The sequence below is a fragment of the Streptomyces sp. NPDC016851 genome, from assembly GCF_055562795.1.
In genome coordinates this window covers 100057-120668 of the sequence record NZ_JBVHEP010000028.1, presented here as the reverse complement: position 1 = coordinate 120668, position 20612 = coordinate 100057, and the positions used below count along the sequence as shown (strand labels likewise).

Annotated in this window: 17 protein-coding genes; 13 read left to right on the top strand and 4 right to left on the bottom strand. The window is 69.5% G+C overall.

Going from position 1 to position 20612, the window contains the following annotated elements:
- Window positions 1-98: 98 nt before the first annotated feature.
- The 7 genes from ACZ3I3_RS34570 to ACZ3I3_RS34540 all read left to right on the top strand — a co-directional run bounded on the left by ACZ3I3_RS34570 (window position 99) and on the right by ACZ3I3_RS34540 (window position 9496).
- Window positions 99-2096, top strand: a complete 1998-nt coding sequence (locus tag ACZ3I3_RS34570) for a glycosyltransferase family 2 protein (protein ID WP_467371530.1) — start codon at window positions 99-101, stop codon at window positions 2094-2096.
- 202 nt (window positions 2097-2298) lie between these two features.
- A complete protein-coding gene (locus tag ACZ3I3_RS34565; protein ID WP_467371528.1) occupies window positions 2299-3342 on the top strand; it encodes an ABC transporter substrate-binding protein in 1044 nt (347 codons plus the stop codon).
- Between the two features lie 114 nt (window positions 3343-3456).
- A complete protein-coding gene (locus tag ACZ3I3_RS34560; protein WP_467371526.1) occupies window positions 3457-4311 on the top strand; it encodes a siderophore-interacting protein in 855 nt (284 codons plus the stop codon).
- 155 nt (window positions 4312-4466) lie between these two features.
- Window positions 4467-5909 (top strand): lysine decarboxylase DesA, encoded by a 1443-nt coding sequence (gene desA, locus ACZ3I3_RS34555; protein ID WP_467371524.1) that lies wholly within the window; start codon window positions 4467-4469, stop codon window positions 5907-5909.
- Window positions 5893-7170 (top strand): lysine N(6)-hydroxylase/L-ornithine N(5)-oxygenase family protein, encoded by a 1278-nt coding sequence (locus ACZ3I3_RS34550; protein ID WP_467371522.1) that lies wholly within the window; start codon window positions 5893-5895, stop codon window positions 7168-7170. Before desA ends, ACZ3I3_RS34550 begins: the two co-directional genes overlap by 17 nt.
- Entirely contained in the window at window positions 7167-7730 is a 564-nt protein-coding gene (locus ACZ3I3_RS34545) for a GNAT family N-acetyltransferase (protein WP_467371520.1), read from the top strand. The genes ACZ3I3_RS34550 and ACZ3I3_RS34545 overlap by 4 nt, the downstream gene beginning before the upstream one ends.
- Window positions 7727-9496, top strand: a complete 1770-nt coding sequence (locus tag ACZ3I3_RS34540) for an IucA/IucC family protein (protein WP_467371518.1) — start codon at window positions 7727-7729, stop codon at window positions 9494-9496. Before ACZ3I3_RS34545 ends, ACZ3I3_RS34540 begins: the two co-directional genes overlap by 4 nt.
- 187 nt (window positions 9497-9683) lie before the next feature.
- Here ACZ3I3_RS34540 and ACZ3I3_RS34535 read toward each other — a convergent pair whose 3' ends face one another.
- Window positions 9684-11207 carry a beta-N-acetylhexosaminidase gene (locus tag ACZ3I3_RS34535; protein WP_467371517.1) on the bottom strand — a complete coding sequence of 508 codons (1524 nt, stop codon included), beginning with the start codon at window positions 11205-11207 and terminating at the stop codon, window positions 9684-9686.
- Between the two features lie 161 nt (window positions 11208-11368).
- Between ACZ3I3_RS34535 and ACZ3I3_RS34530 the strand changes: the two genes are divergently transcribed.
- A complete protein-coding gene (locus tag ACZ3I3_RS34530; RefSeq protein ID WP_467371516.1) occupies window positions 11369-12250 on the top strand; it encodes a DUF4429 domain-containing protein in 882 nt (293 codons plus the stop codon).
- 52 nt (window positions 12251-12302) lie between these two features.
- On the opposite strand, the gene ACZ3I3_RS34525 is transcribed toward ACZ3I3_RS34530, so the two are convergent.
- Window positions 12303-13862, bottom strand: a complete 1560-nt coding sequence (locus ACZ3I3_RS34525) for a purple acid phosphatase family protein (RefSeq protein ID WP_467371514.1) — start codon at window positions 13860-13862, stop codon at window positions 12303-12305.
- Between the two features lie 186 nt (window positions 13863-14048).
- Here ACZ3I3_RS34525 and ACZ3I3_RS34520 point away from each other — a divergent pair, with 186 nt between their 5' ends.
- Together ACZ3I3_RS34520 and glmS are read left to right on the top strand one after the other, a co-directional pair.
- Window positions 14049-14306: a hypothetical protein gene (locus tag ACZ3I3_RS34520; protein WP_037673904.1), complete on the top strand. Its 258-nt coding sequence runs from the start codon at window positions 14049-14051 to the stop codon at window positions 14304-14306.
- 12 nt (window positions 14307-14318) lie between these two features.
- Window positions 14319-16136 carry a glutamine--fructose-6-phosphate transaminase (isomerizing) gene (glmS, locus tag ACZ3I3_RS34515; RefSeq protein WP_467371512.1) on the top strand — a complete coding sequence of 606 codons (1818 nt, stop codon included), beginning with the start codon at window positions 14319-14321 and terminating at the stop codon, window positions 16134-16136.
- Between the two features lie 153 nt (window positions 16137-16289).
- Here glmS and ACZ3I3_RS34510 read toward each other — a convergent pair whose 3' ends face one another.
- Entirely contained in the window at window positions 16290-16850 is a 561-nt protein-coding gene (locus ACZ3I3_RS34510; RefSeq protein ID WP_467371511.1) for a GPR1/FUN34/YaaH family transporter, read from the bottom strand.
- A 145-nt stretch (window positions 16851-16995) separates the two neighbouring features.
- Window positions 16996-17523 carry a universal stress protein gene (locus tag ACZ3I3_RS34505; RefSeq protein ID WP_062927012.1) on the bottom strand — a complete coding sequence of 176 codons (528 nt, stop codon included), beginning with the start codon at window positions 17521-17523 and terminating at the stop codon, window positions 16996-16998.
- Window positions 17524-17855: 332 nt separating this feature from the next.
- Between ACZ3I3_RS34505 and ACZ3I3_RS34500 the strand changes: the two genes are divergently transcribed.
- From ACZ3I3_RS34500 to orn, 3 genes are all read left to right on the top strand, one after another.
- The gene (locus ACZ3I3_RS34500) at window positions 17856-18188 is read left to right on the top strand and encodes a hypothetical protein (protein ID WP_467371508.1); all 333 of its coding nucleotides are present in this window, start codon (window positions 17856-17858) and stop codon (window positions 18186-18188) included.
- 377 nt (window positions 18189-18565) lie between these two features.
- A complete protein-coding gene (locus ACZ3I3_RS34495; protein ID WP_467371506.1) occupies window positions 18566-19846 on the top strand; it encodes a GlxA family transcriptional regulator in 1281 nt (426 codons plus the stop codon).
- A gap of 144 nt (window positions 19847-19990) precedes the next feature.
- Window positions 19991-20593, top strand: a complete 603-nt coding sequence (orn, locus tag ACZ3I3_RS34490; protein WP_356929701.1) for an oligoribonuclease — start codon at window positions 19991-19993, stop codon at window positions 20591-20593.
- The last annotated feature ends 19 nt before the right edge of the window (window positions 20594-20612 follow it).

Here is a 20612-nt window from a genome sequence, read left to right as displayed (position 1 = left end):
ACAGATCACATGGCGCTGTTCCCCGTGCCGCGAGAGAGCACCGGCGCTGACCACGCCGGAGAACGGGGAGTGCCTCGTTTCTCCGGGGGAGCATCACAATGGCCGGCCCTGCCGTTTCGGTGGTTATCGCTGCGTACAATGCGATGCCTTATCTGACGCGCTGCATCACCTCCGTCGCCGAACAGAGCATCGGCCGGGACGCGGTGGAGGTCATCGCGGTCGACGACGGTTCGACCGACGGCACGGGTGAGGAACTCGACCGGCTGGCCGAGGAATACCCGAAGCTGTTGCGCGTCTTTCACCAGGAGAATTCCGGCGGGCCGTCGGCACCGCGCAACAAAGGCCTCGACCATGCCCGGGGGACATTCGTCTTCTTCCTGGACGCCGACGACTACCTGGGCCCCGAGGCCTTGGAACGCATGGTGGCCATGGCCGAGGAGAACCGCACCGACATCGTGCTCGGCAAGATGGTGGGGGTCGGCGGACGCGGGGCGCCCACCTCGATGTTCCGGCGCAACCAGCCGCGGACGGACGTCTTCTCGTCCCGCGCGTACTGGACCCTCAATCCCATGAAGCTGTTCCGCCGCGAGTTACTGGAGCGGCTGGAGCTGCGGTTCCCGAGGGACCTGAAGATCGGCGAGGACCAGCTCTTCGTCGGCCCCGCCTATCTGCACGCGGACGGAATCTCCGTACTCGCCGACTACGACTGCCTGTTCTGGGTCGAGCGCGAGGACAGCGGCAACATCACCCTGCGAACCGGTGGCTGCGAACCCCGCCTGCGTTTCCTGCCCCGCGTGGTCGACATGCTCCTCGAGCAGGTGCCGCCCGGCCCCGGCCGTGACCACCTGGCGCACCGGCACCTGACCGTCGAAGTGCAGCAGCTCCTCGACCACTTGGTGCACGAGCCCCGCCCCGAGCAGGAGAAGGGCCTGGCCCGGCTCGCGGAAATCATCGCCCCGCTGTGCCACGAGGGGCTGAACGACCGGCTGTCGGCGATGGCCCGCCTGCGTCTGCACCTCGTACGCCACACCATGCTGGACGAGCTGCTCGAACTGGTCCGGTTCGAGGCCGAGCTGGCCAGGAGCGGTGCAGCAACGCCCGTCCTCGTCGACGACGGCCGCGCCTACGCGCGTTACCCCTACCTCCGCGACCCGTCCCGCGGCATCCCCGACGCCTGCTACGACGTGACCCGCCAGCTCGGGGTGCGCCACCACGTCACCCACGCCGAGCTGCGCGGCACCACGCTGCACCTGGCCGGACACGGCTATCTGCACCGGGTCGCCACAGAAGACGTGAACACCGAGCTCGTCCTGCGCGAGCGGGCCAGTGGCACGGAGTACCGGCTTCCGGTCAGGCACACCGCGACTCCGGGGCTCGGCAAGGAGGAGGACGAGGGGCGGTATCTCTACGAACAGGCCGGTTTCGAGGCGTCCGTCGACATCACCACCGCGGGTGACGGCGGCCCCCTCCCCGACGGGCTCTGGGACATCTCCCTGGCGATCGGCGCTCAGGGCATCTCCAGCGAGGTCCGGATCGGCAGCAAGCGGGACGGCGAGGTCGCGGGCGCGCCGGCGACGCACATCGTGGACAGCGGCGGCGAGGCCCGTGCCGTGACGCTCTACACCACCAAACCCCACGGCAACTTCACGCTCGACATCGGTGAACGCAAGCACACGGTGCTGCCGCGACTGAGCCTGCGCAGCGTGCGGTGGGCCCCGGGCTCGTCGACGGAACTGGAGTTGGCCGGCCGGTGCACGCTGGCCGCCTTCCCGGACGGCGCGCTCGCCGTCCACCTGCGGGACGGCCGGGGCGGAACCGCCGTCTTCCCCGCCCGCACAGTCTCACAGCCCGGCGGCGACTTCGTCGTACGGGTACCGGTCACCGAGCTGCCGGCCGGGCGGTGGACGGGACAACTGCGGCTGAGCACCTGGTCGTTGGACCTGCCGCCGATTCCCGGGAACCTCGCGCCCGCCAAGTGGCGTTGCCGCGGCCTCCCCTGGTTCGCGAAGCCCGCGCCGGGGCGCGGACAGGAGTTCGCCCTCCAGGTCGCCCGTATCGACCTGGTCCGGGCCGTGACGCGCCGTCTCAAGCCGTAGGTGGAGCCCCTGCCGGAGCTTCTGCACGTCCCTTCGTGATCCGGATCACTGACCCCGAGGGCATCCCCGTCCCCTTCCCGGGCACAGGTACCAGGGCCCCCCTGGACACGGCGTGAGGTTAGGCTAACCTAATCTCGAATCCAGCCAACTGGCTGACAGCCGTGCCCGCAGTGGCTCCGAACGTACGAAAGCAGACCCAGCGATGTCGAACGCCAGAACCGCCCGTTTCTCCCGCCGCGGCATCCTCGCCGCCGGTGGCGCTCTCGGACTCGGTGCCCTCGTGACCGCGTGTGGCAGCGAGGACTCGACGGACGGCGGCTCGGACTCGAAGGCGTCCGCCAAGTCCGGCCCGTGGTCCTTCAAGGACGACCGCGGCAAGAACGTGCAGCTCGACAAGGTCCCCGCGAACATCGTCGCCTTCACCGGCGTCGCCGCCGCCCTCTACGACTACGGCGTCTCCGTCAAGGGCGTCTTCGGTCCCACCAAGACGCAGGACGGCAAGCCCGACGTCCAGGCCGGCGACATGGACATCAGCAAGGTGACCGTCCTCGGCAACTCCTGGGACCAGTTCAACGTCGAGAAGTACGCCGCCCTCGCCCCCGACGTGCTGATCAGCACCATGTTCGACTCCGTCGGCACCCTCTGGTACGTCCCCGAGGCCTCCAAGGACAAGATCGCCAAGCTCGCCCCGAGCGTCGGCATCTCCGTCTACGACCGTCAGCTCACCGCTCCGCTCCAGCGCATGTGGGAGCTGGCCGAGTCCCTCGGCGGCGACATGAAGGCCGCGAAGGTCACCGACGCCAAGAAGCGGTTCGAGGAGGCTTCCGAGCGGCTGCGCAAGGCCGCCAAGGCGCATCCCGACATCAAGGTGATGGCCGGTTCCGCGAGCCAGGAGCTCTTCTACGTCTCCGGCACCAACCTCTCCGCCGACCTGGAGTACTTCAAGGCCCTCGGCGTGAACTTCATCGAGCCGCCGGAGAAGGCCAAGGCGAAGGGCGGCGGCTGGTTCGAGAGCCTGAGCTGGGAGAACGTCGACAAGTACGCGGCCGACGTCATCATGATGGACGACCGGTCCTCGGCGATCCAGCCGGCGAACATCACCGAGGCGACGTGGAAGAAGCTGCCGGCGGTGAAGGCCGGGCAGGTCATCTCGCGGTCGGCCGAGCCGATTCTGTCGTACGACAAGTGCGTGCCGTTGGTGGAGAACCTGGCGAAGGCCATCGAGACGGCCAAGAAGGTCGCCTAAGCAGGCTGCCGGATCGACTGAGTGGCGCGTGCGGGTCCGTTGTGGCTTGTCGCGCAGTTCCCCGCGCCCCTAGGTAAGTCACCCCAGCCCCGTGACAATGACTCAGGAGCCCCCATGACCACCGCCGTGGCCGCCCCGTTCCGTTTCTTCTCACTCCAGGTCGTGCGGACGAGGCGGCTCGGTCCGTCCCTGGTCCGTGTCACCTTCGGCGGGCCCGATCTGCACGCGTTTCATTCCGACGGGCGTGACCAGTCGCTGTCGCTGTTCCTGCCCCACCCCGGGCAGCCCGAGCCGGTCGTCCCGCTCGAGCTCGGGGACGGATGGTGGCAGGGCTGGCGTGAACTGCCGGACGACGTACGGGCCGTGATGCGGTCGTACACCCTGCGAGAGCTGCGCCGCGACCCGGACGAGATCGACATCGACTTCGCCCTGCACGGCGTCGAGCCGGGCGCCTCGGTCCAGGCCGGCCCCGCCTCCCGCTGGGCCGCCGGTGCCGCCGCCGGAGACCGGGTGCTGCTGCTCGGGCCGGCCGTCGCCGAAAACCGGGCGATCCGCTTCCGGCCGCCCGAGGACACCGACCTCGTGGTCGTCTGGGGCGACGAGACCGCCGTACCGGCCGCCTCGGCCATCGTCGAGTCGCTGCCGGCCGGCACCCGCGCCCGGGTCTGGCTGGAGGTGCCGCACGCCGCGGACATCCAGGACCTGGTGACCGAGGCGGACGCCGAGATCACCTGGCTCGTGAAGGAGGAGAAGGGCCACGAGAGCCCCTCCACGGCCCTCGACGCCCTCCGCGAGGCCCAACTGCCGCGCGCCGAGCGGCCGTACGTCTGGATCGCCGGCGAGTCCGGCTGCGTCAAGGAGCTGCGCCGGCACTTCGTGCGCGAGCGCGGGATCGACCGCCGCCGGGTCACGTTCGTCGGCTACTGGCGTCGCGGCGTGAGCGAGGAGCAGCTGCGGGCAGAGGGATAGCCCTCGCCCCTCACCCATCTATGTGACCCAAGTGACCACAGTCACGGCAGGGCCCGGTTCCGCGGTGAACAACTTAGGTTAGGCTTACCTAAGTTGAACCGCGGTTCAGCCCGCCCCTGTCCCGCACCGGACTGTCCCCACCGGAGGACCCCCACATGCGCTCGCACCTGCTCAACGACACCACGGCGGAGCAGTACCGCCGCTCCGTGACCGCCGGAGTCGAGCGGGTGGCCGCCAAAATCGCCACCACCGAACGGCCGTTCACCGGCGTCACCGTCGACGCCCTGGCTCCCGCCATCGACGCGATCGACCTCGACAAGCCGCTGCACGACACCGCCGCGGTGCTCGACGAACTGGAGGACGTCTACCTCCGGGACGCGGTCTACTTCCACCACCCCCGCTACCTCGCCCACCTCAACTGCCCGGTCGTCATCCCGGCCGTGCTCGGCGAGGCCGTACTGTCCGCCGTGAACTCCTCCCTGGACACCTGGGACCAGTCGGCCGGCGGCACGCTCATCGAGCGCAAACTGATCGACTGGACGACCGAGCGCATCGGCCTCGGCCCCGCCGCCGACGGCGTGTTCACCTCCGGCGGCACGCAGTCCAACCTCCAGGCGCTGCTGCTCGCCCGCGAGGAGGCCAAGACCGACACGCTGGCCAAACTGCGCATCTTCGCCTCCGAGGTCAGCCACTTCAGCGTGAAGAAGTCCGCGAAACTGCTGGGCCTGGGCCAGGACTCCGTGGTCTCCATACCCGTCGACCACGACAAGCGCATGCAGACCGTCGCCCTCGCCCGCGAGCTGGAGCGCTGCAAGCAGGACGGCCTCGTGCCCATGGCCGTGGTCGCCACCGCCGGCACCACCGACTTCGGCTCGATCGACCCGCTGCCCGAGATCGCCGAGCTGTGCAAGCAGTTCGGCACCTGGATGCACGTCGACGCCGCCTACGGCTGCGGCCTGCTCGCCTCCCTGAAGCACCGGGACCGGCTGAACGGCATCGAGCGCGCCGACTCCGTCACCGTGGACTACCACAAGTCCTTCTTCCAGCCCGTGAGTTCGTCCGCCCTGCTGGTCCGCGACGCCGCCACGCTCCAGCACGCCACCTACCACGCCGAGTACCTGAACCCGCGCCGCATGGTGGAGGAACGTATCCCCAACCAGGTGGACAAGTCCCTCCAGACCACCCGCCGCTTCGACGCCCTCAAGCTGTGGATGACGCTGAGGACCATGGGCGCCGACGGCATCGGGCAGCTCTTCGACGAGGTGTGCGAGCTGGCCCGGGAGGGCTGGAAGCTGCTCGCCGCCGACCCGCGCTTCGACGTCGTCGTGGAGCCGAGCCTGTCCACCCTGGTCTTCCGCTACATCCCGGCGGCCGTCACCGACCCCGCCGAGATCGACCGCGCCAACCTCTACGCCCGCAAGGCCCTGTTCGCCTCCGGCGACGCCATCGTCGCGGGCACCAAGGTCGGCGCCCGCCACTACCTGAAGTTCACCCTGCTCAACCCCGAGACGCAGGCGTCCGACATCGCCGCCGTCCTCGATCTGATCGCCGGCCATGCCGAGCAGTACCTGGGAGAGTCCCTTGACCGCGCGTCCTGAAAACCCGAACAGAATCCATGACTTCGTGGGCATCGGGCTCGGCCCCTTCAACCTCGGCCTGGCCTGCCTCACCGAGCCGATCGACGAACTCGACGGCGTCTTCCTGGAGTCGAAGCCCGACTTCGAGTGGCACGCGGGGATGTTCCTCGACGGCGCCCACCTCCAGACGCCGTTCATGTCGGACCTGGTCACCCTCGCCGACCCGACGTCCCCGTACTCCTTCCTGAACTACCTGAAGGAGAAGGGCCGGCTGTACTCGTTCTACATCCGCGAGAACTTCTACCCGCTGCGCGTCGAGTACGACGACTACTGCCGCTGGGCCGCGAACCAGCTGCGCAGCATCCGCTTCAACACGACGGTGACGGAGGTCCGGTACGAGGACGACGTCTACCTCGTGCACACGGAGGCCGGAGATGTCTTCCGCGCCCGGCACCTCGTCCTCGGCACGGGCACCCCGCCCCACATCCCCGAGGCCTGCGCGAACCTGGGCGGCGACTCCATCCACAACTCCCGCTACCTGAGTCACAAGGCGGAGCTCCAGAAGAAGGACTCGATCACGCTCGTCGGCTCGGGCCAGTCGGCCGCCGAGATCTACTACGACCTGCTCAGCGAGATCGACGTCCACGGCTACCGGCTCAACTGGGTCACCCGCTCCCCGCGCTTCTTCCCGCTGGAGTACACCAAGCTCACGCTGGAGATGACGTCGCCGGAGTACGTCGACTACTTCCGCGAGCTGCCCGAGGCCACCCGCTACCGCCTCACGGCCGAGCAGAAGGGCCTGTTCAAGGGCATCGACGGCGACCTGATCAACGAGATCTTCGACCTGCTCTACCAGAAGAACCTCGGCGGTCCCGTCCCCACGCGCCTGCTCACCAACTCCTCGCTGACCAGCGCGGCGTACGAGAACGGCACGTACACGCTCGGCTTCCGCCAGGAGGAGCAGGGCAAGGACTTCGAGCTGACCTCCGAGGGCCTGGTCCTGGCCACCGGTTACCGGTACGCCGAGCCCGAGTTTCTCAAGCCCGTGCGCGACCGCCTGGTCTACGACTCCCGGGGCAACTTCGACGTCGCCCGCAACTACGCCGTCGACGTCACCGGCCGGGGCATCTTCCTCCAGAACGCCGGTGTCCACACCCACAGCATCACCAGCCCCGACCTGGGCATGGGCCCGTACCGGAACGCGTACATCATCCGCGAGCTGCTCGGCACCGAGTACTACCCGGTCGAGAAGACGATCGCGTTCCAGGAGTTCTCCGTATGAGCACCACCGGCATCGGCACGTTCACCATCCGCCCGCTCGACCCCCTGAAGGACGCCGAGCTGCTGCACTCCTGGGTCACCCACCCCAAGGCGGCCTACTGGATGATGCAGGACGCGAAACTCCCGGACGTCGAGCGCGAGTACATGCGCATCGCGGCGCACGAGCACCACCACGCCTACCTCGGCCTGCACGAGGGCCGGCCGGCGTTCCTGATGGAGAAGTACGACCCCCGGTACGTCGAGCTGACCGGGCTGTACGACCCGGAGCCCGGCGACGTCGGCATGCACTTCCTGGTCGCGCCGACCGACCGGCCGATCCACGGCTTCACCCGGGCCGTCATCACGGCCGTGATGGACGAGCTGTTCGCCGACCCGCGCACCCGGCGGGTCGTGGTCGAACCCGACGTGAGCAACAAGGCCGTGCACGCGCTGAACGAGGCGGTCGGCTTTGTTCCCGTCCGCGAGATCGACAAGCCGGAGAAGCGCGCGCTGCTGAGCTTCTGCACGCGTGAACGCTTCTTTAATAGGCACAGCCTGGCCGCCCGAGGAGTAGCCGTATGACCCTGTCCGACGCCGTAGCGCATCTGTCCCCCCACCGCTGGGCGCGGGCCAACCGCCTCCTGATCCGCAAGGCACTCGCCGAGTTCGCGCACGAGCGCCTGATCACCCCCGAGCAGGACGGGGACGGTTACGTCGTCCGCAGTGACGACGGCCAGACCCGGTACACCTTCACGGCCACGCTCCGCGCCCTCGACCACTGGCAGATCGACGCCGACTCGATCACCCGGCACCGGGACGGCGCGGAACTCCCGCTCGCCGCCCTGGACTTCTTCATCGAGATGCAGAAGTCCCTCGGCCTGAGCGACGACATCCTGCCCGTCTACCTGGAGGAGATCTCCTCCACCCTCTCGGGCACCTGCTACAAGCTCACCAAACCGCGGACCACGGCCGCCGAGCTCGCGCGCAGCGACTTCCAGACCATCGAGACCGGCATGACCGAGGGCCACCCCTGCTTCGTGGCCAACAACGGCCGGCTCGGCTTCGGCATCCACGAGTACCTGTCGTACGCGCCGGAGACGGCGAGCCCGGTCCGCCTGGTGTGGCTGGCCGCCCACCGCTCGCGGGCCGCCTTCACGGCCGGTGTCGGCATCGAGTACGAGTCGTTCCTGCGCGAGGAACTGGGCGCGGAGACCGTCGAGCGCTTCCACGGCGTCCTGCGCGACCAGGACCTGGACCCGGCCGACTACCTCCTCATCCCGGTCCACCCCTGGCAGTGGTGGAACAAACTCACCGTCACCTTCGCGGCCGAGGTCGCCCGCAAACACCTCGTGTGCCTCGGCGAGGGCGACGACGAGTACCTGGCCCAGCAATCCATCCGGACCTTCTTCAACCGGACGAGCCCCGAGAAGCACTACGTGAAGACGGCCCTGTCCGTCATCAACATGGGCTTCATGCGCGGGCTGTCGGCCGCCTACATGGAGGCCACGCCCGCGATCAACGACTGGCTGGCCCAGCTCATCGACAACGACGAGGTCCTGAAGTCGACCGGTCTGTCGATCATCCGGGAGCGCGCCGCCGTCGGCTACCGGCACCTGGAGTACGAGCAGGCGACGGACCGCTACTCGCCGTACCGCAAGATGCTCGCCGCGCTCTGGCGGGAGAGCCCGGTGCCGTCCCTGAAGGAGGGCGAGTCCCTGGCCACGATGGCGTCCCTGGTCCATGTCGACCACGAGGGGGCGTCGGTCGCGGGCGCGCTGATCGAGCGGTCGGGCCTCACCCCGACCGAATGGCTGCGCCGCTACCTCCAGGCCTACTTCACGCCCCTCCTGCACAGCTTCTACGCCTACGACCTGGTGTTCATGCCGCACGGCGAGAACGTCATCCTCGTGCTCGAGGACGGGGTCGTGCAGCGCGCGATCTACAAGGACATCGCCGAGGAGATCGCCGTCATGGACCCGGACGCGGTCCTGCCGCCGACGGTGGAGCGACTGCGCGTGGAGGTCCCGGAGGACAAGAAACTCCTGTCGGTCTTCACGGACGTCTTCGACTGCTTCTTCCGCTTCCTCGCGGCGAACCTCGCCTCCGAGGGCATCCTGGACGAGGACGACTTCTGGCGCACGGTCGCGGAGGTCACCCGCGCCTACCAGGACTCGATGCCCTCACTGGCCGACAAGTTCAAGCAGTACGACATGTTCGCCCCCGAGTTCGCCCTGTCCTGCCTCAACCGCCTCCAACTCCGCAACAACGAACAGATGGTGGACCTGTCGGATCCGTCCGGCGCCCTCCAACTGGTCGGCACCCTGAAGAACCCGATCGCGGAATTCTGACCCACAGACAGACGGGCACCCCGGAGTACGGTCCTCCGGGGTGCCCGTCCTTTTCAGGGGCCGCGGGGAACGGCGCGCTTTATTGGGGGCGCGGGGAACGGCCCGTTCTTCAGGGGCGCGGGGAACTGCGCATGCTTTTAGGGGCGCGGGGAACTGCGCGACCAGCCCCCACCGGCCCGCAGCCGAATCACCGCCTGCCAGACCCCCACGGCACCTGCGGCGACCTGTAATAGCCAATACCCAGGGCATCCCACCGCTCAGCCTGCGCAGCAAGCCGCACCTTGTACCGCTCCCAGTCGTGAGAAGCCGCCGACGACCACCCCAACTCGGCAACCCCCGGCAACCGCGGAAACGCCATGTACTCAACATGCCCGGAGTTCTCGATCGTCTCCGTCCACATCGGCGCCTCCACACCCCGCACGGCCCCCTCCGGCACCCCGGGCAGATAAGCCCCCGGATCCCAGTCGTAGGACCGCCGCACCTCGACATACCCCGCCCAGGACAGCCCCAGCGGCGTGTCCTTCGTGTACTTCATGTCGAGATACACCCGGTCGGCCGGAGACAGAATCAGCCCCGTGCCCTCCTGCGCGGCCTTCACCACCCGCGCCTTCTCCTCCGCACTGGTGCTGTCGAGCCCCCAGTACTGGGCGAGCGCCCCCTTCGCCGGTGTCGCGCCGGTCAGCTGGTGCCAGCCGACCACCGTCTTGCCGTACTTCGCGACGACCGGCTGCACCCGGTCCATGAACTTGACGTAGTCCTCATGGCTGGTGGAATGCGCCTCGTCGCCCCCGATGTGGAGGTACCTGCCCGGCGTGAGCGCGGCCAGCTCCCGGACCACGTCGTCCACGAAGTCGTACGTGATCTCCTTGTCGACGCACAGCGAGCTGAAACCGACCTCGGTGCCGGTGTAGAGCGGGGGCGCGACGCCGTCGCAGTTCAGGTCGGCGTAGGAGGCGAGGGCCGCGTTGGTGTGGCCCGGCATGTCTATCTCGGGGACGACCTCCAGGTGGCGGGAGCCGGCGTACCGCACGATCTCCTTGTACTGGGCCTTGGTGTAGAAGCCGCCGGGCCCGCCGCCGACCTCCGTGGAGCCGCCGTACGTGGCCAGGCGCGGCCAGGAGTCGATGGCGATGCGCCAGCCCTGGTCGTCGCTGAGGTGCAGATGCAGCTTATTGATCTTGTAGAGGGCGAGCTGGTCGATGTAGCGCTTGACCTGGTCGACGCTGAAGAAGTGCCGGGAGACGTCGAGCATCGCACCGCGCCAGCCGTAGCGCGGACGGTCCTTGATGGTGCCGCCGGCGATCAGCCAGGGGCCGGGCTGGACGGTGTCCTTCTCGACGGCCGCGGGGAGGAGCTGGCGCAGGGTCTGGACGCCGTGGAAGAGACCGGCGGGCCGGGCCGCGGTGATGGTGACGCCACCCCGGCCGCTGTCGATGCGGTAGCCCTCGGCGCCGAAGGGTCCCTCGGCGAGGCGCAGCCGGATGCCCCCGGCACCGTGGCCGGTGACCGGGAGGCGGTAGCCGGTCGACGGCCGCAGGACGGCCGCGAGGTACTCGGCGACGCGCCGTGCCTCCGGCGAGCCGTCGACGTGGATGTGGGTGCCGCGGGTGATCCGGTAGGGGGAGCCGCCCGGGGCGACCGAGGCGGGCGCGGGGACCACCCGGTCGAGCGGCGTGGGCGCTGCCGCCTGCGCCGGGCCGACCCCGGTCATGGAGAGGCCCACCCCGACCAGCAGCAGGGAACCGAGCAGGCGAAGCGTTCTGTGGCGCGGTCTGGTACGGCCGTGTCTCACAAGCGTGTCCCTTCCATGAGCCGTTGAGCCCCAAGAGGTCTGGACCACTCTCTCGTGAGACCGGTGGAACAATCCACCCCATGGCGGAAATCATCCAGAAGGACGGCACATGGGCCTTCGACGGCGACGCCCTGCGGCTGACCCCCGGGCGGGACAGGAACGTCAGTCTGCTGCGCAGGGAGCTGGGTGAACTGGTCGTCCCGCTCGGGGCGTTGGCCGGGATCTCCTTCGAGCAGGGCAAGAAGGCGGGGCGGCTCAGGCTCCGGTTGCGCGACGGCGCCGATCCGCTGCTGCACGCCACGGGCGGGCGGCTCACCGAGCCCCACGACCCGTACCAGCTGATCGTCGAGTCCGACCGCTACGGCGTCGCCGAGTACCTGACGGACGAGGTCCGTAACGCGCTGCTCCTGGACCAGGTGCCGAGCGAACCGGTCGACGCCTACCTGCTGCCGGGCCCCTCCGTCCCCCTGTCGGTCTCCGCCGGGGACGGCACCGCCGCCTTCGACGGCGAGCGCATACGCCTGGAGTGGAACTGGAAGGCGGAGGACGCCAAGGCCGCCGCCGGTGTCCGCACGCTCGCGATCACCGACATCACGGGCGTGGAGTGGCAGCCGGCGGCGGGCCTGGAGAACGGCTACCTCCGCTTCACCGTGCGGCACGCCCCCACCAAGGCCCCGCCCAAGTACGACCCCAACGCCGTGGAGCTGTGGGGCTTCAAGAAGGACCCGCTGATGGCGCTGGTCGCGGCGGCGGTCCAGGCCAGGCTTCCGCACCCGGCCCGGGCCGCCGCCGACGTCCCGGACGCGCGACCGGAACTGCCTTCTCCCCCGGTCGCGTCCGCCGAGGACGATCACGACGCCCTCCTGCGCCGTCTGCGCGAGCTCGGCGACCTGCACCGCACGGGCGTCCTGACGGACGACGAGTTCGCACTGGCCAAGCAGGCGATCCTCAAGCGGATGTAGCAGCCTGGGCCCCCATGGGCCCCCTGGGACCCCCTGGGGCTGCCTGCGGCCGCTACTTCGCCCGGCGCGCCACCGTGAAGTGGTCCACCTGGTCACCGGTCTCGGCGATGCCGCGCACCGTCAGCGTGGCCAGGCGGCCCTTCGGCGCGGGGGCGACGTCCACGCGCAGGAAGGAGTAGTCGAGGTAACGCACCCGGGACCAGGTGACGGTCTCGTTCTGCTTGCCGCCCTTGACGTTGACGAACGAGGACACGGAGTCCACGTCGTGCTCGTTGCCCTCGTACGACAGCGGGGCGCTGAAGGCGTAGAGGCTGCGGCCCGCCGCGCCGGCCGTCACGTACACCACACCGTCGGTCTCCGGGTAGGCCGTGCCGCCGATCGGGAGCTTCCTGGTGACCTTGTCGCCCTTGATCACGTCGGTGCGCTCGTACTGGTGGTTGTGGCCGTTGATGACCAGGTCCACGGTGTACTTCTCGAACAGCGGCACCCACTCCTGCCGGACCCCGCCCTCGGAGGCGTGGGAGGTGGAGGTGCAGTAGGCACAGTGGTGGAAGAACACGACGATGAAGTCGATGCCGGGCGCGGCCCGGTACTTCTTCAGCCGGTCTTCCAGCCACGTGGTCTGCGTGCCGCCCGAGATGCCGAGGTTGGCCGGGATCTCGAAGGAGATGTCGTTGGCGTCGAGCGAGATGACGGCCGTGTTGCCGTAGGCGAAGGAGTAGACGCCGGGGAGGTTCTTCTTGTCGGGGCCGTTGTCCGGGAGGGTCCAGCGGGCCTCCTCGCCGCCATAGCCGTTGGGTGAGTACCAGGCCTCCATGTCGTGGTTGCCGTAGGCGGGCATCCACGGGACGGACTTGGCGACGGACTCGGTCTGGGCGAGGAACTGGTCCCACACGCGCGAGTCAAAGCCGGTGTCGTCGGTCCGGCCCTGGCCGGTGGGATCGCCGTACGCGATGTCGCCGGCGTGCAGATGGAAGGCCGGGTTCTGGCCGAGGAGGAGGCTGTTGTTGGCGAGCGCGTGGTAGCTGACACCCTCGTCGCCGAAGGCCGTGAAGGTGAACGGCGTCTTGTGCGCGGGGGCGGTGGTGAAGGTGCCGAGGGTGCCCAGCAGGTGCGGTTCAGCCGGGTCGAAGCCCTGGTGGCCGACGCCGTAGTAGTACGTCCGGCCCGGGCGCAGGTGGGTCAGCCTGGCGTGGACGTAGTACTGGGTGTGGTTGCCGCTCGCGCCGACACCGGCCGGTGTGAAGAGGGTGCGGACCTCGGCGTCGATCTTCCGGGAGAGGTCGGTGGGGTGGGCGCCGATCCGGATGAACGGCTGCTTGACGGCGACCGGGACCTGCCAGGAGACGGTCATCTCGGTGCGCGGGTCGGTTCCGTAGGCGAGGTGGCGGCCGAAGGGGGCCACGTGCGCACCGTCGGCGGTCTCGGTGCTGGGCCGTCCGCTCGGAACGGCGGCCTGGGCGGTGGCGCCCGGTACGAACGCGCCACCGGTGACGGCGCCGAGCGTGACGGCACCGCCTCTGATCATCGTGCGCCGGGAGAACCTGGCGCGCAGGTACTCGTGCTGCTCGGCCATGCTCATGCGCTCGGCGAGCCGCTCGGGTACGCCCATACGAGGAGTGTCCATGGCGTCCAAAAATCGACGCCTCGGGCAACGGGACACCGGCCGCCCGGTGGACGCTTCACGAACAGGCACTCATGACAGGTTCAACGTTCCCCCAAGGGATTCCCACAGCCGTCTGCCCGGAAACGGGCAGAATTCTTGCGTAAGCGCCGCCGGTGCCTCAGGATCTACCGGGTGCACGACGAACTCGTTGATCATCTGACGCGGTCCACGCCCCTGAACCGGGGCGAGGCGCTGCGCGTGATCCAGGACGTGCTCGCCTACTTCGACGAGACGACCGAGGAGTACGTCCGTCGCCGCCACCGCGAGCTCCAGGCCCAGGGCCTGGTGAACGCGGCGATCTTCGAGCGGATCGAGGCGGATCTCAAATACCGCGCGGTGGCACCGCCGGAGCTCTCGCTCCGGCAGCTGCGGCGCATCGTCTACGGCTAGGACTACGTATACATGTGCGGAATCGTCGGTTACATCGGGAAGCGTGACGTCGCTCCCCTCCTCTTGGAGGGCCTCCAGCGCCTGGAGTACCGCGGGTACGACTCCGCGGGCGTCGTCATCACGTCCCCGAAGGCCTCCGGTCTGAAGATGGTCAAGGCCAAGGGCCGCGTCCGCGATCTGGAGGCCAAGGTCCCGGCCCGCTTCAAGGGCACCACCGGCATCGCCCACACCCGCTGGGCCACCCACGGCGCCCCCTCCGACGCCAACGCCCACCCGCACCTCGACGCCGAGGGCAAGGTCGCCGTCGTCCACAACGGCATCATCGACAACGCCGCCGACCTGCGCCGCAAGCTGGAGGCGGACGGCGTCGAGTTCCTCTCCGAGACCGACACCGAGGTCCTCACCCACCTCATCGCCCGCTCGCAGGCGACGAAGCTGGAGGACAAGGTCCGCGAGACCCTCCGGCTCATCGAGGGCACGTACGGCATCGCCGTGCTGCACGCCGACTTCCCCGACCGGATCGTCGTCGCCCGCAACGGCTCCCCGGTCGTCCTCGGCATCGGCGAGAAGGAGATGTTCGTCGCCTCCGACATAGCCGCGCTGGTCGCCCACACCCGCCAGATCGTCACACTGGACGACGGCGAGATGGCCACCCTGAAGGCCGACGACTTCCGCACGTACACGACGGAGGGCACCCGCACCACCGCGGAGCCCACGACCGTGGAGTGGGAGGCGGCCTCCTACGACATGGGCGGCCACGACACCTACATGCACAAGGAGATCCACGAGCAGGCCGATGCCGTGGACCGCGTGCTGCGCGGCCGCATCGACGACCGCTTCTCCACCGTGCACCTGGGTGGCCTCAACCTCGACGCCCGCGAGGCCCGGCGGATCCGCCGCGTGAAGATCCTCGGCTGCGGCACCTCCTACCACGCGGGCATGATCGGCGCCCAGATGATCGAGGAACTGGCGCGCATCCCCGCCGACGCCGAGCCGGCCTCGGAGTTCCGCTACCGCAACGCGGTCGTCGACCCCGACACCCTCTACATCGCCGTCTCCCAGTCCGGCGAGACCTACGACGTCCTCGCGGCCGTGCAGGAGCTCAAGCGCAAGGGCGCGCGGGTCCTGGGCGTGGTGAACGTGGTCGGCTCCGCGATCGCCCGCGAGGCCGACGGCGGCATCTACGTGCACGCCGGCCCGGAGGTCTGCGTCGTCTCCACGAAGTGCTTCACCAACACCACGGTGGCCTTCGCGCTCCTCGCCCTGCACCTGGGCCGCACCCGCGACCTGTCGGTCCGCGACGGCAAGCGGATCATCGCGGGCCTGCGCAAGCTGCCCGCGCAGATCGCCGAGATCATGGAGCACGAGGAGGACGTCAAGAAGCTGGCCCTGCAGTTCGCCGAGGCCCGCTCGATGCTCTTCATCGGCCGGGTGCGGGGCTACCCGGTGGCCCGCGAGGCCTCCCTGAAGCTCAAGGAGGTCTCCTACATCCACGCCGAGGCCTACCCCGCCTCCGAGCTCAAGCACGGCCCACTGGCCCTGATCGAGCCGGCCCTCCCCACGGTCGCGATCGTCCCCGACGACGACCTCCTGGAGAAGAACCGCGCGGCCATGGAGGAGATCAAGGCCCGCAGCGGCAAGATCCTCGCGGTGGCCCACCAGCACCAGGAGAAGGCCGACGAAACCATCGTCGTCCCGAAGAACGAGGACGAACTCGATCCCATCCTGCTCGGCATCCCCCTCCAACTCCTCGCCTACCACACGGCCCTGACCCTGGGCCGCGACATCGACAAGCCGAGGAACCTGGCCAAGTCAGTAACGGTTGAGTAGAGGCCTTCTTTTAAGGGGCGCGGGGAACTGCGCGAACAACCCCCACGCACCCGCACAGGCCAAACAAAGAGGACGGACCCCCACATGCTGCCACCAAGCACGGGGGGTCCGTTTTCATCGCCGGGAAGCCGCCCAACTCCCCAGCCTGCGCAGCTAACCGGTGGCCGTCACTCCCCGGCCGGCAGCGCGTCGCGGAAGCGCCGTGGGCCAGTGCGCCAGCGCCGCGGTCGCCGCGTACCAAGCCACCGCGCCCGCGGCGACGGCGAACCAGCCCCCGACCTTCGCGAGCCCGTCGTTCTCCGCGAACGCCGCGACCGCGAGAAGCAGCAGCGACACGCAGAACAGGCCGTACACGCCCCGCCCGAGCTGATCCCCGCCCGCCAGCGTGAGAGACAGCGCCACCAGGGCGAACAACAGCAGGAACAACCCTGCCTCGTTGCCGGCGGCGGCGTCGGACACGGCCCAGGTGAACCACAGCGCCCCGAGTACCGAGAACGCCGTACCACCGGCGGCGTCACCCTCGCGCAGGGCCACCATTCCGGCGACGAAGAGGGCGACTCCGCCCACGTATTGAGCGAGGGACGTGGCATCGGCGGCCGACACCCCGTCCATGACGGCGGTGTTGCCGAGCCCGAAGGCCAACAGGGTGATTCCGAGGGCGAGTCGACCGGCCACGGTCGTGATTCCGCTTCCCGCGGAGACGTCTTTGTCCACGGCGGGCTCCCTTCGTGCATGTGCAGTTGTGCGGTGTTCCGTATATGCCCTTCACAAGGGCACAAACACCTCTACGCGCTAGTAGTTTTACGCACCGCACAGGGGCAGCAAGGGAGTTGGCACTCAGGGGGTGTTCAGGGAATGCTCAGGGAATGACGATGACGGGCCGCTGCGCGCGCTTGGCGAGCCGCCCGGCGACGGAGCCGAAGATCCGCCCGACGAGGCCGTGGGTCGACCCGACGACGATCGCGTCGGCCTCGTACTCCCGGCCGACCTCCTCGAGTTCGTGGCAGATGTCACCGCCGCGCTCGACCAGGATCCAGGGCACCTCGGCGAGGTAGTCCGCACAGGCCAGCTCAAGACCGAGCACCTCGGTCCGGTGGTCCGGCACGTCCACGAACACGGGCGGCTCACAGCCGGCCCACACTGTGGTCGGCAGCCGGTTGGCGACGTGGACGATGATCAGGCCCGACCCGGAGCGATGGGCCATGCCGATCGCGTACGCCAGGGCGCGCTCACTGGACGTGGAGCCGTCGAAGCCGACGACGACCCCGTGCTTGAAGGCGGGATCGCAGGAGTGGCGTGGCTCTTCCGCCGCCAGGGGCTCGGCCGCCGTGGGATCGGCGACGGGCCGCTTGCGGTCCGCGGGTTCGAAGAATTCGTGACCGGCCATGGCTGTCTCGGCGTTGTGATCCTTTATGGGTGGGCCCGCGAGCGGAGCTCGCTGACGAGTGCAGCGGTGAGCGGCGGAGCTGTGTCCGGGAATGGTCTTCCCAACCCCATACCCCCAAGGGTACGGCGGCACGCCTCCTTAGCCCAGATCCCGCCCGCCGTGCGTGCGGGTTCCAGGGAGCATGCACGAGGCGGCGCCCGTAACGCAATGGTTGCTGCGCTGTACAGGCGGTTTGCACAGGATTCACTTACCCGTGGGGGTGATCGGGTCACACAGTGACCTGCTCACCGGCCGCGCGTTGAACTCCGTGAGTCACGCCACAGGGAGCACGCATGCCCGGACCCCGCCCCGCCGCCGAGGCGGACCGCGCGGCCCCGCCGCCGCGGGGCACCGCGACGGATGTGGTTCGCTGGGCGGCCTTCAGCTGCCTGCTCGTCCCCCTCGTGCTCCTCGGGTACGGCGCCTCCCTGGCCGGTGCCGCCGGCACGGCCCTCGGGCTCGCGGCCGTCACGGGCGCGTGCCGGGTGCTGCTGCGGCAGTCCGAGCGCGGCGCGGCCCGGCTGGCAGCCGAGGACCGGGCGCCCCACCGGGGCCGCCACCACCGCACCGGAACGGGGTCCCACCGCGGCGGACGGCACACTGGCGGGGATACACCGGTCGGCTGACCGGTTTCCGCGCACACGCACGCTGCTTTTCAGCCAACTTCTCACACCCGTGCATCACCCTCCCTGACCACCCCCCAACCCCCGTTCGACCTGCACGGAAAGGGCCTCCGGGGTGTTGCGCACCCTACGCGGATTGGCCACTGCGACAAGGCGCACTTCCCTGCACGCCCCACGAGTGCAACGCTTCGTGATCGAATGCTTCACGCCAAGTTGCCAAGTCGACAATGTGCCGAGTGCCGAACCGGCCACTGCGGCGCAACGGGACACAGTAGATTCGATCTTGACTGTCTACGGCGGGGGACTCGTGCAGGACCGAGGGGAAACGTGCAGGAGCGACACAACCGAGGAGCCGCGACCACCGAGGGGGGCTTAGCAGTATGAGCCACGACTCCACTGCCGCGCCGGAAGCCGCAGCCCGGAAGCTTTCCGGGCGACGTCGCAAGGAGATCGTCGCGGTGCTGCTGTTCAGCGGCGGCCCCATCTTCGAGAGTTCCATACCTTTGTCGGTGTTCGGGATCGACCGCCAGGACGCCGGCGTGCCGCGCTACCGACTGCTGGTGTGCGGCGGCGAGGACGGCCCACTGCGGACCACAGGGGGCCTGGAACTCACCGCGCCACATGGCCTGGAAGCGATCTCACGCGCGGGCACGGTCGTCGTACCGGCCTGGCGTTCGATCACTTCTCCGCCACCGGACGAAGCGCTCGACGCGCTGCGCCGCGCACACGAGGAGGGCGCCCGCATCGTCGGGCTGTGCACCGGTGCCTTCGTCCTCGCGGCGGCGGGCCTGCTGGACGGCCGGCCCGCGACGACACACTGGATGTACGCGCCGACGCTGGCCAAACGCTATCCGTCGGTGCACGTCGATCCGCGGGAGCTGTTCGTCGACGACGGCGACGTGCTGACGTCGGCAGGCACCGCCGCGGGCATCGACCTGTGCCTGCACATCGTGCGCACGGACCACGGCAACGAGGCGGCAGGGGCCCTGGCCCGGCGTCTCGTCGTCCCCCCGCGCCGGAGCGGCGGCCAGGAGCGCTATCTCGACAGGTCTTTACCAGAGGAGATCGGCGCCGACCCGCTCGCCGAGGTCGTCGCCTGGGCGCTGGAGCACCTCCACGAACAGTTCGACGTGGAGACGCTGGCGGCACGCGCGTACATGAGCCGTCGTACGTTCGACCGCCGCTTCCGCTCGCTGACCGGGAGTGCCCCGCTGCAGTGGCTGATCACACAGCGGGTGCTCCAGGCGCAGCGCCTGCTGGAGACGTCGGACTACTCGGTGGACGAGGTGGCGGGACGCTGCGGCTTCCGGTCGCCGGTCGCCCTGCGCGGGCACTTCCGGCGCCAGCTGGGCTCGTCGCCGGCCGCGTACCGGGCGGCCTACCGCGCCCGGCGCCCGCAGGGCGAGCGGCCGCAGGACACCGAGGCCGCCCAGGGCGGTACCGGGCCCGGCATGTCCGGGCACCCGGGGCATCCCGGCCAGCCGCCCGCCCCGCTGCATCCGGAGCACCCGGTCCCGATGCAGTCCCGCCGTACGGCGGCGGCGAGCGCGGTCGGATCGTCCCCGGCCCTGTCCGCGTCGGCGTCGGCCGCGTCGGACAACGGGCGGGAGTCGTACGTGCCGAGCCGGGCGAGTCTGCCGGGGCAGCGCAGCGCGACGTGAGGTGACGTGAGCCGGTGACCGGGCCCGCGCGGGGGTGACCCTCCGTGCGGGCCCGGTGCCGTTTCGGGGACGGATGCACCCGGCGGCCACAAGGTCACCGCACGGCCGGTCCGGCCCGTGGCAGCTCACCGTAAGGTTAGACACATGAACGATCGCATGGTGTGGATCGACTGCGAGATGACCGGCCTCTCGCTGTCGGACGACGCGCTCATCGAGGTGGCCGCCCTCGTCACCGACTCCGAGCTCAACGTGCTCGGCGAAGGCGTGGACATCGTCATCCGGCCGCCGGACCGGGCGCTGGAGACGATGCCGGAGGTGGTGCGTCAGATGCACACCTCGTCCGGGCTGCTCGCCGAGCTGCCGGACGGCACGACGCTGAAGGACGCCGAGGAGCAAGTCCTGACGTACATCAGGGAGCACGTCAAGGAGCCGGGCAAGGCCCCGCTGTGCGGCAACTCCGTCGGCACGGACCGCGGCTTCCTGCTGCGTGACATGCCGACGCTGGAGGACTACCTGCACTACCGGATCGTCGACGTGTCGTCGATCAAGGAGCTGGCCCGCCGCTGGTACCCGCGGGCGTACTTCAACAGCCCGCAGAAGAACGGCAACCACCGGGCGCTCGCCGACATCCGCGAATCCATCGCGGAGCTGCGCTACTACCGCGAGGCCGTCTTCGTCCCGCAGCCCGGCCCCGATTCGGACACCGCGAAGAAGATCGCCGCGAAGCACGTGCTGCCTGCGCAGTAGCCGTGCCGGGGGCCCGTGG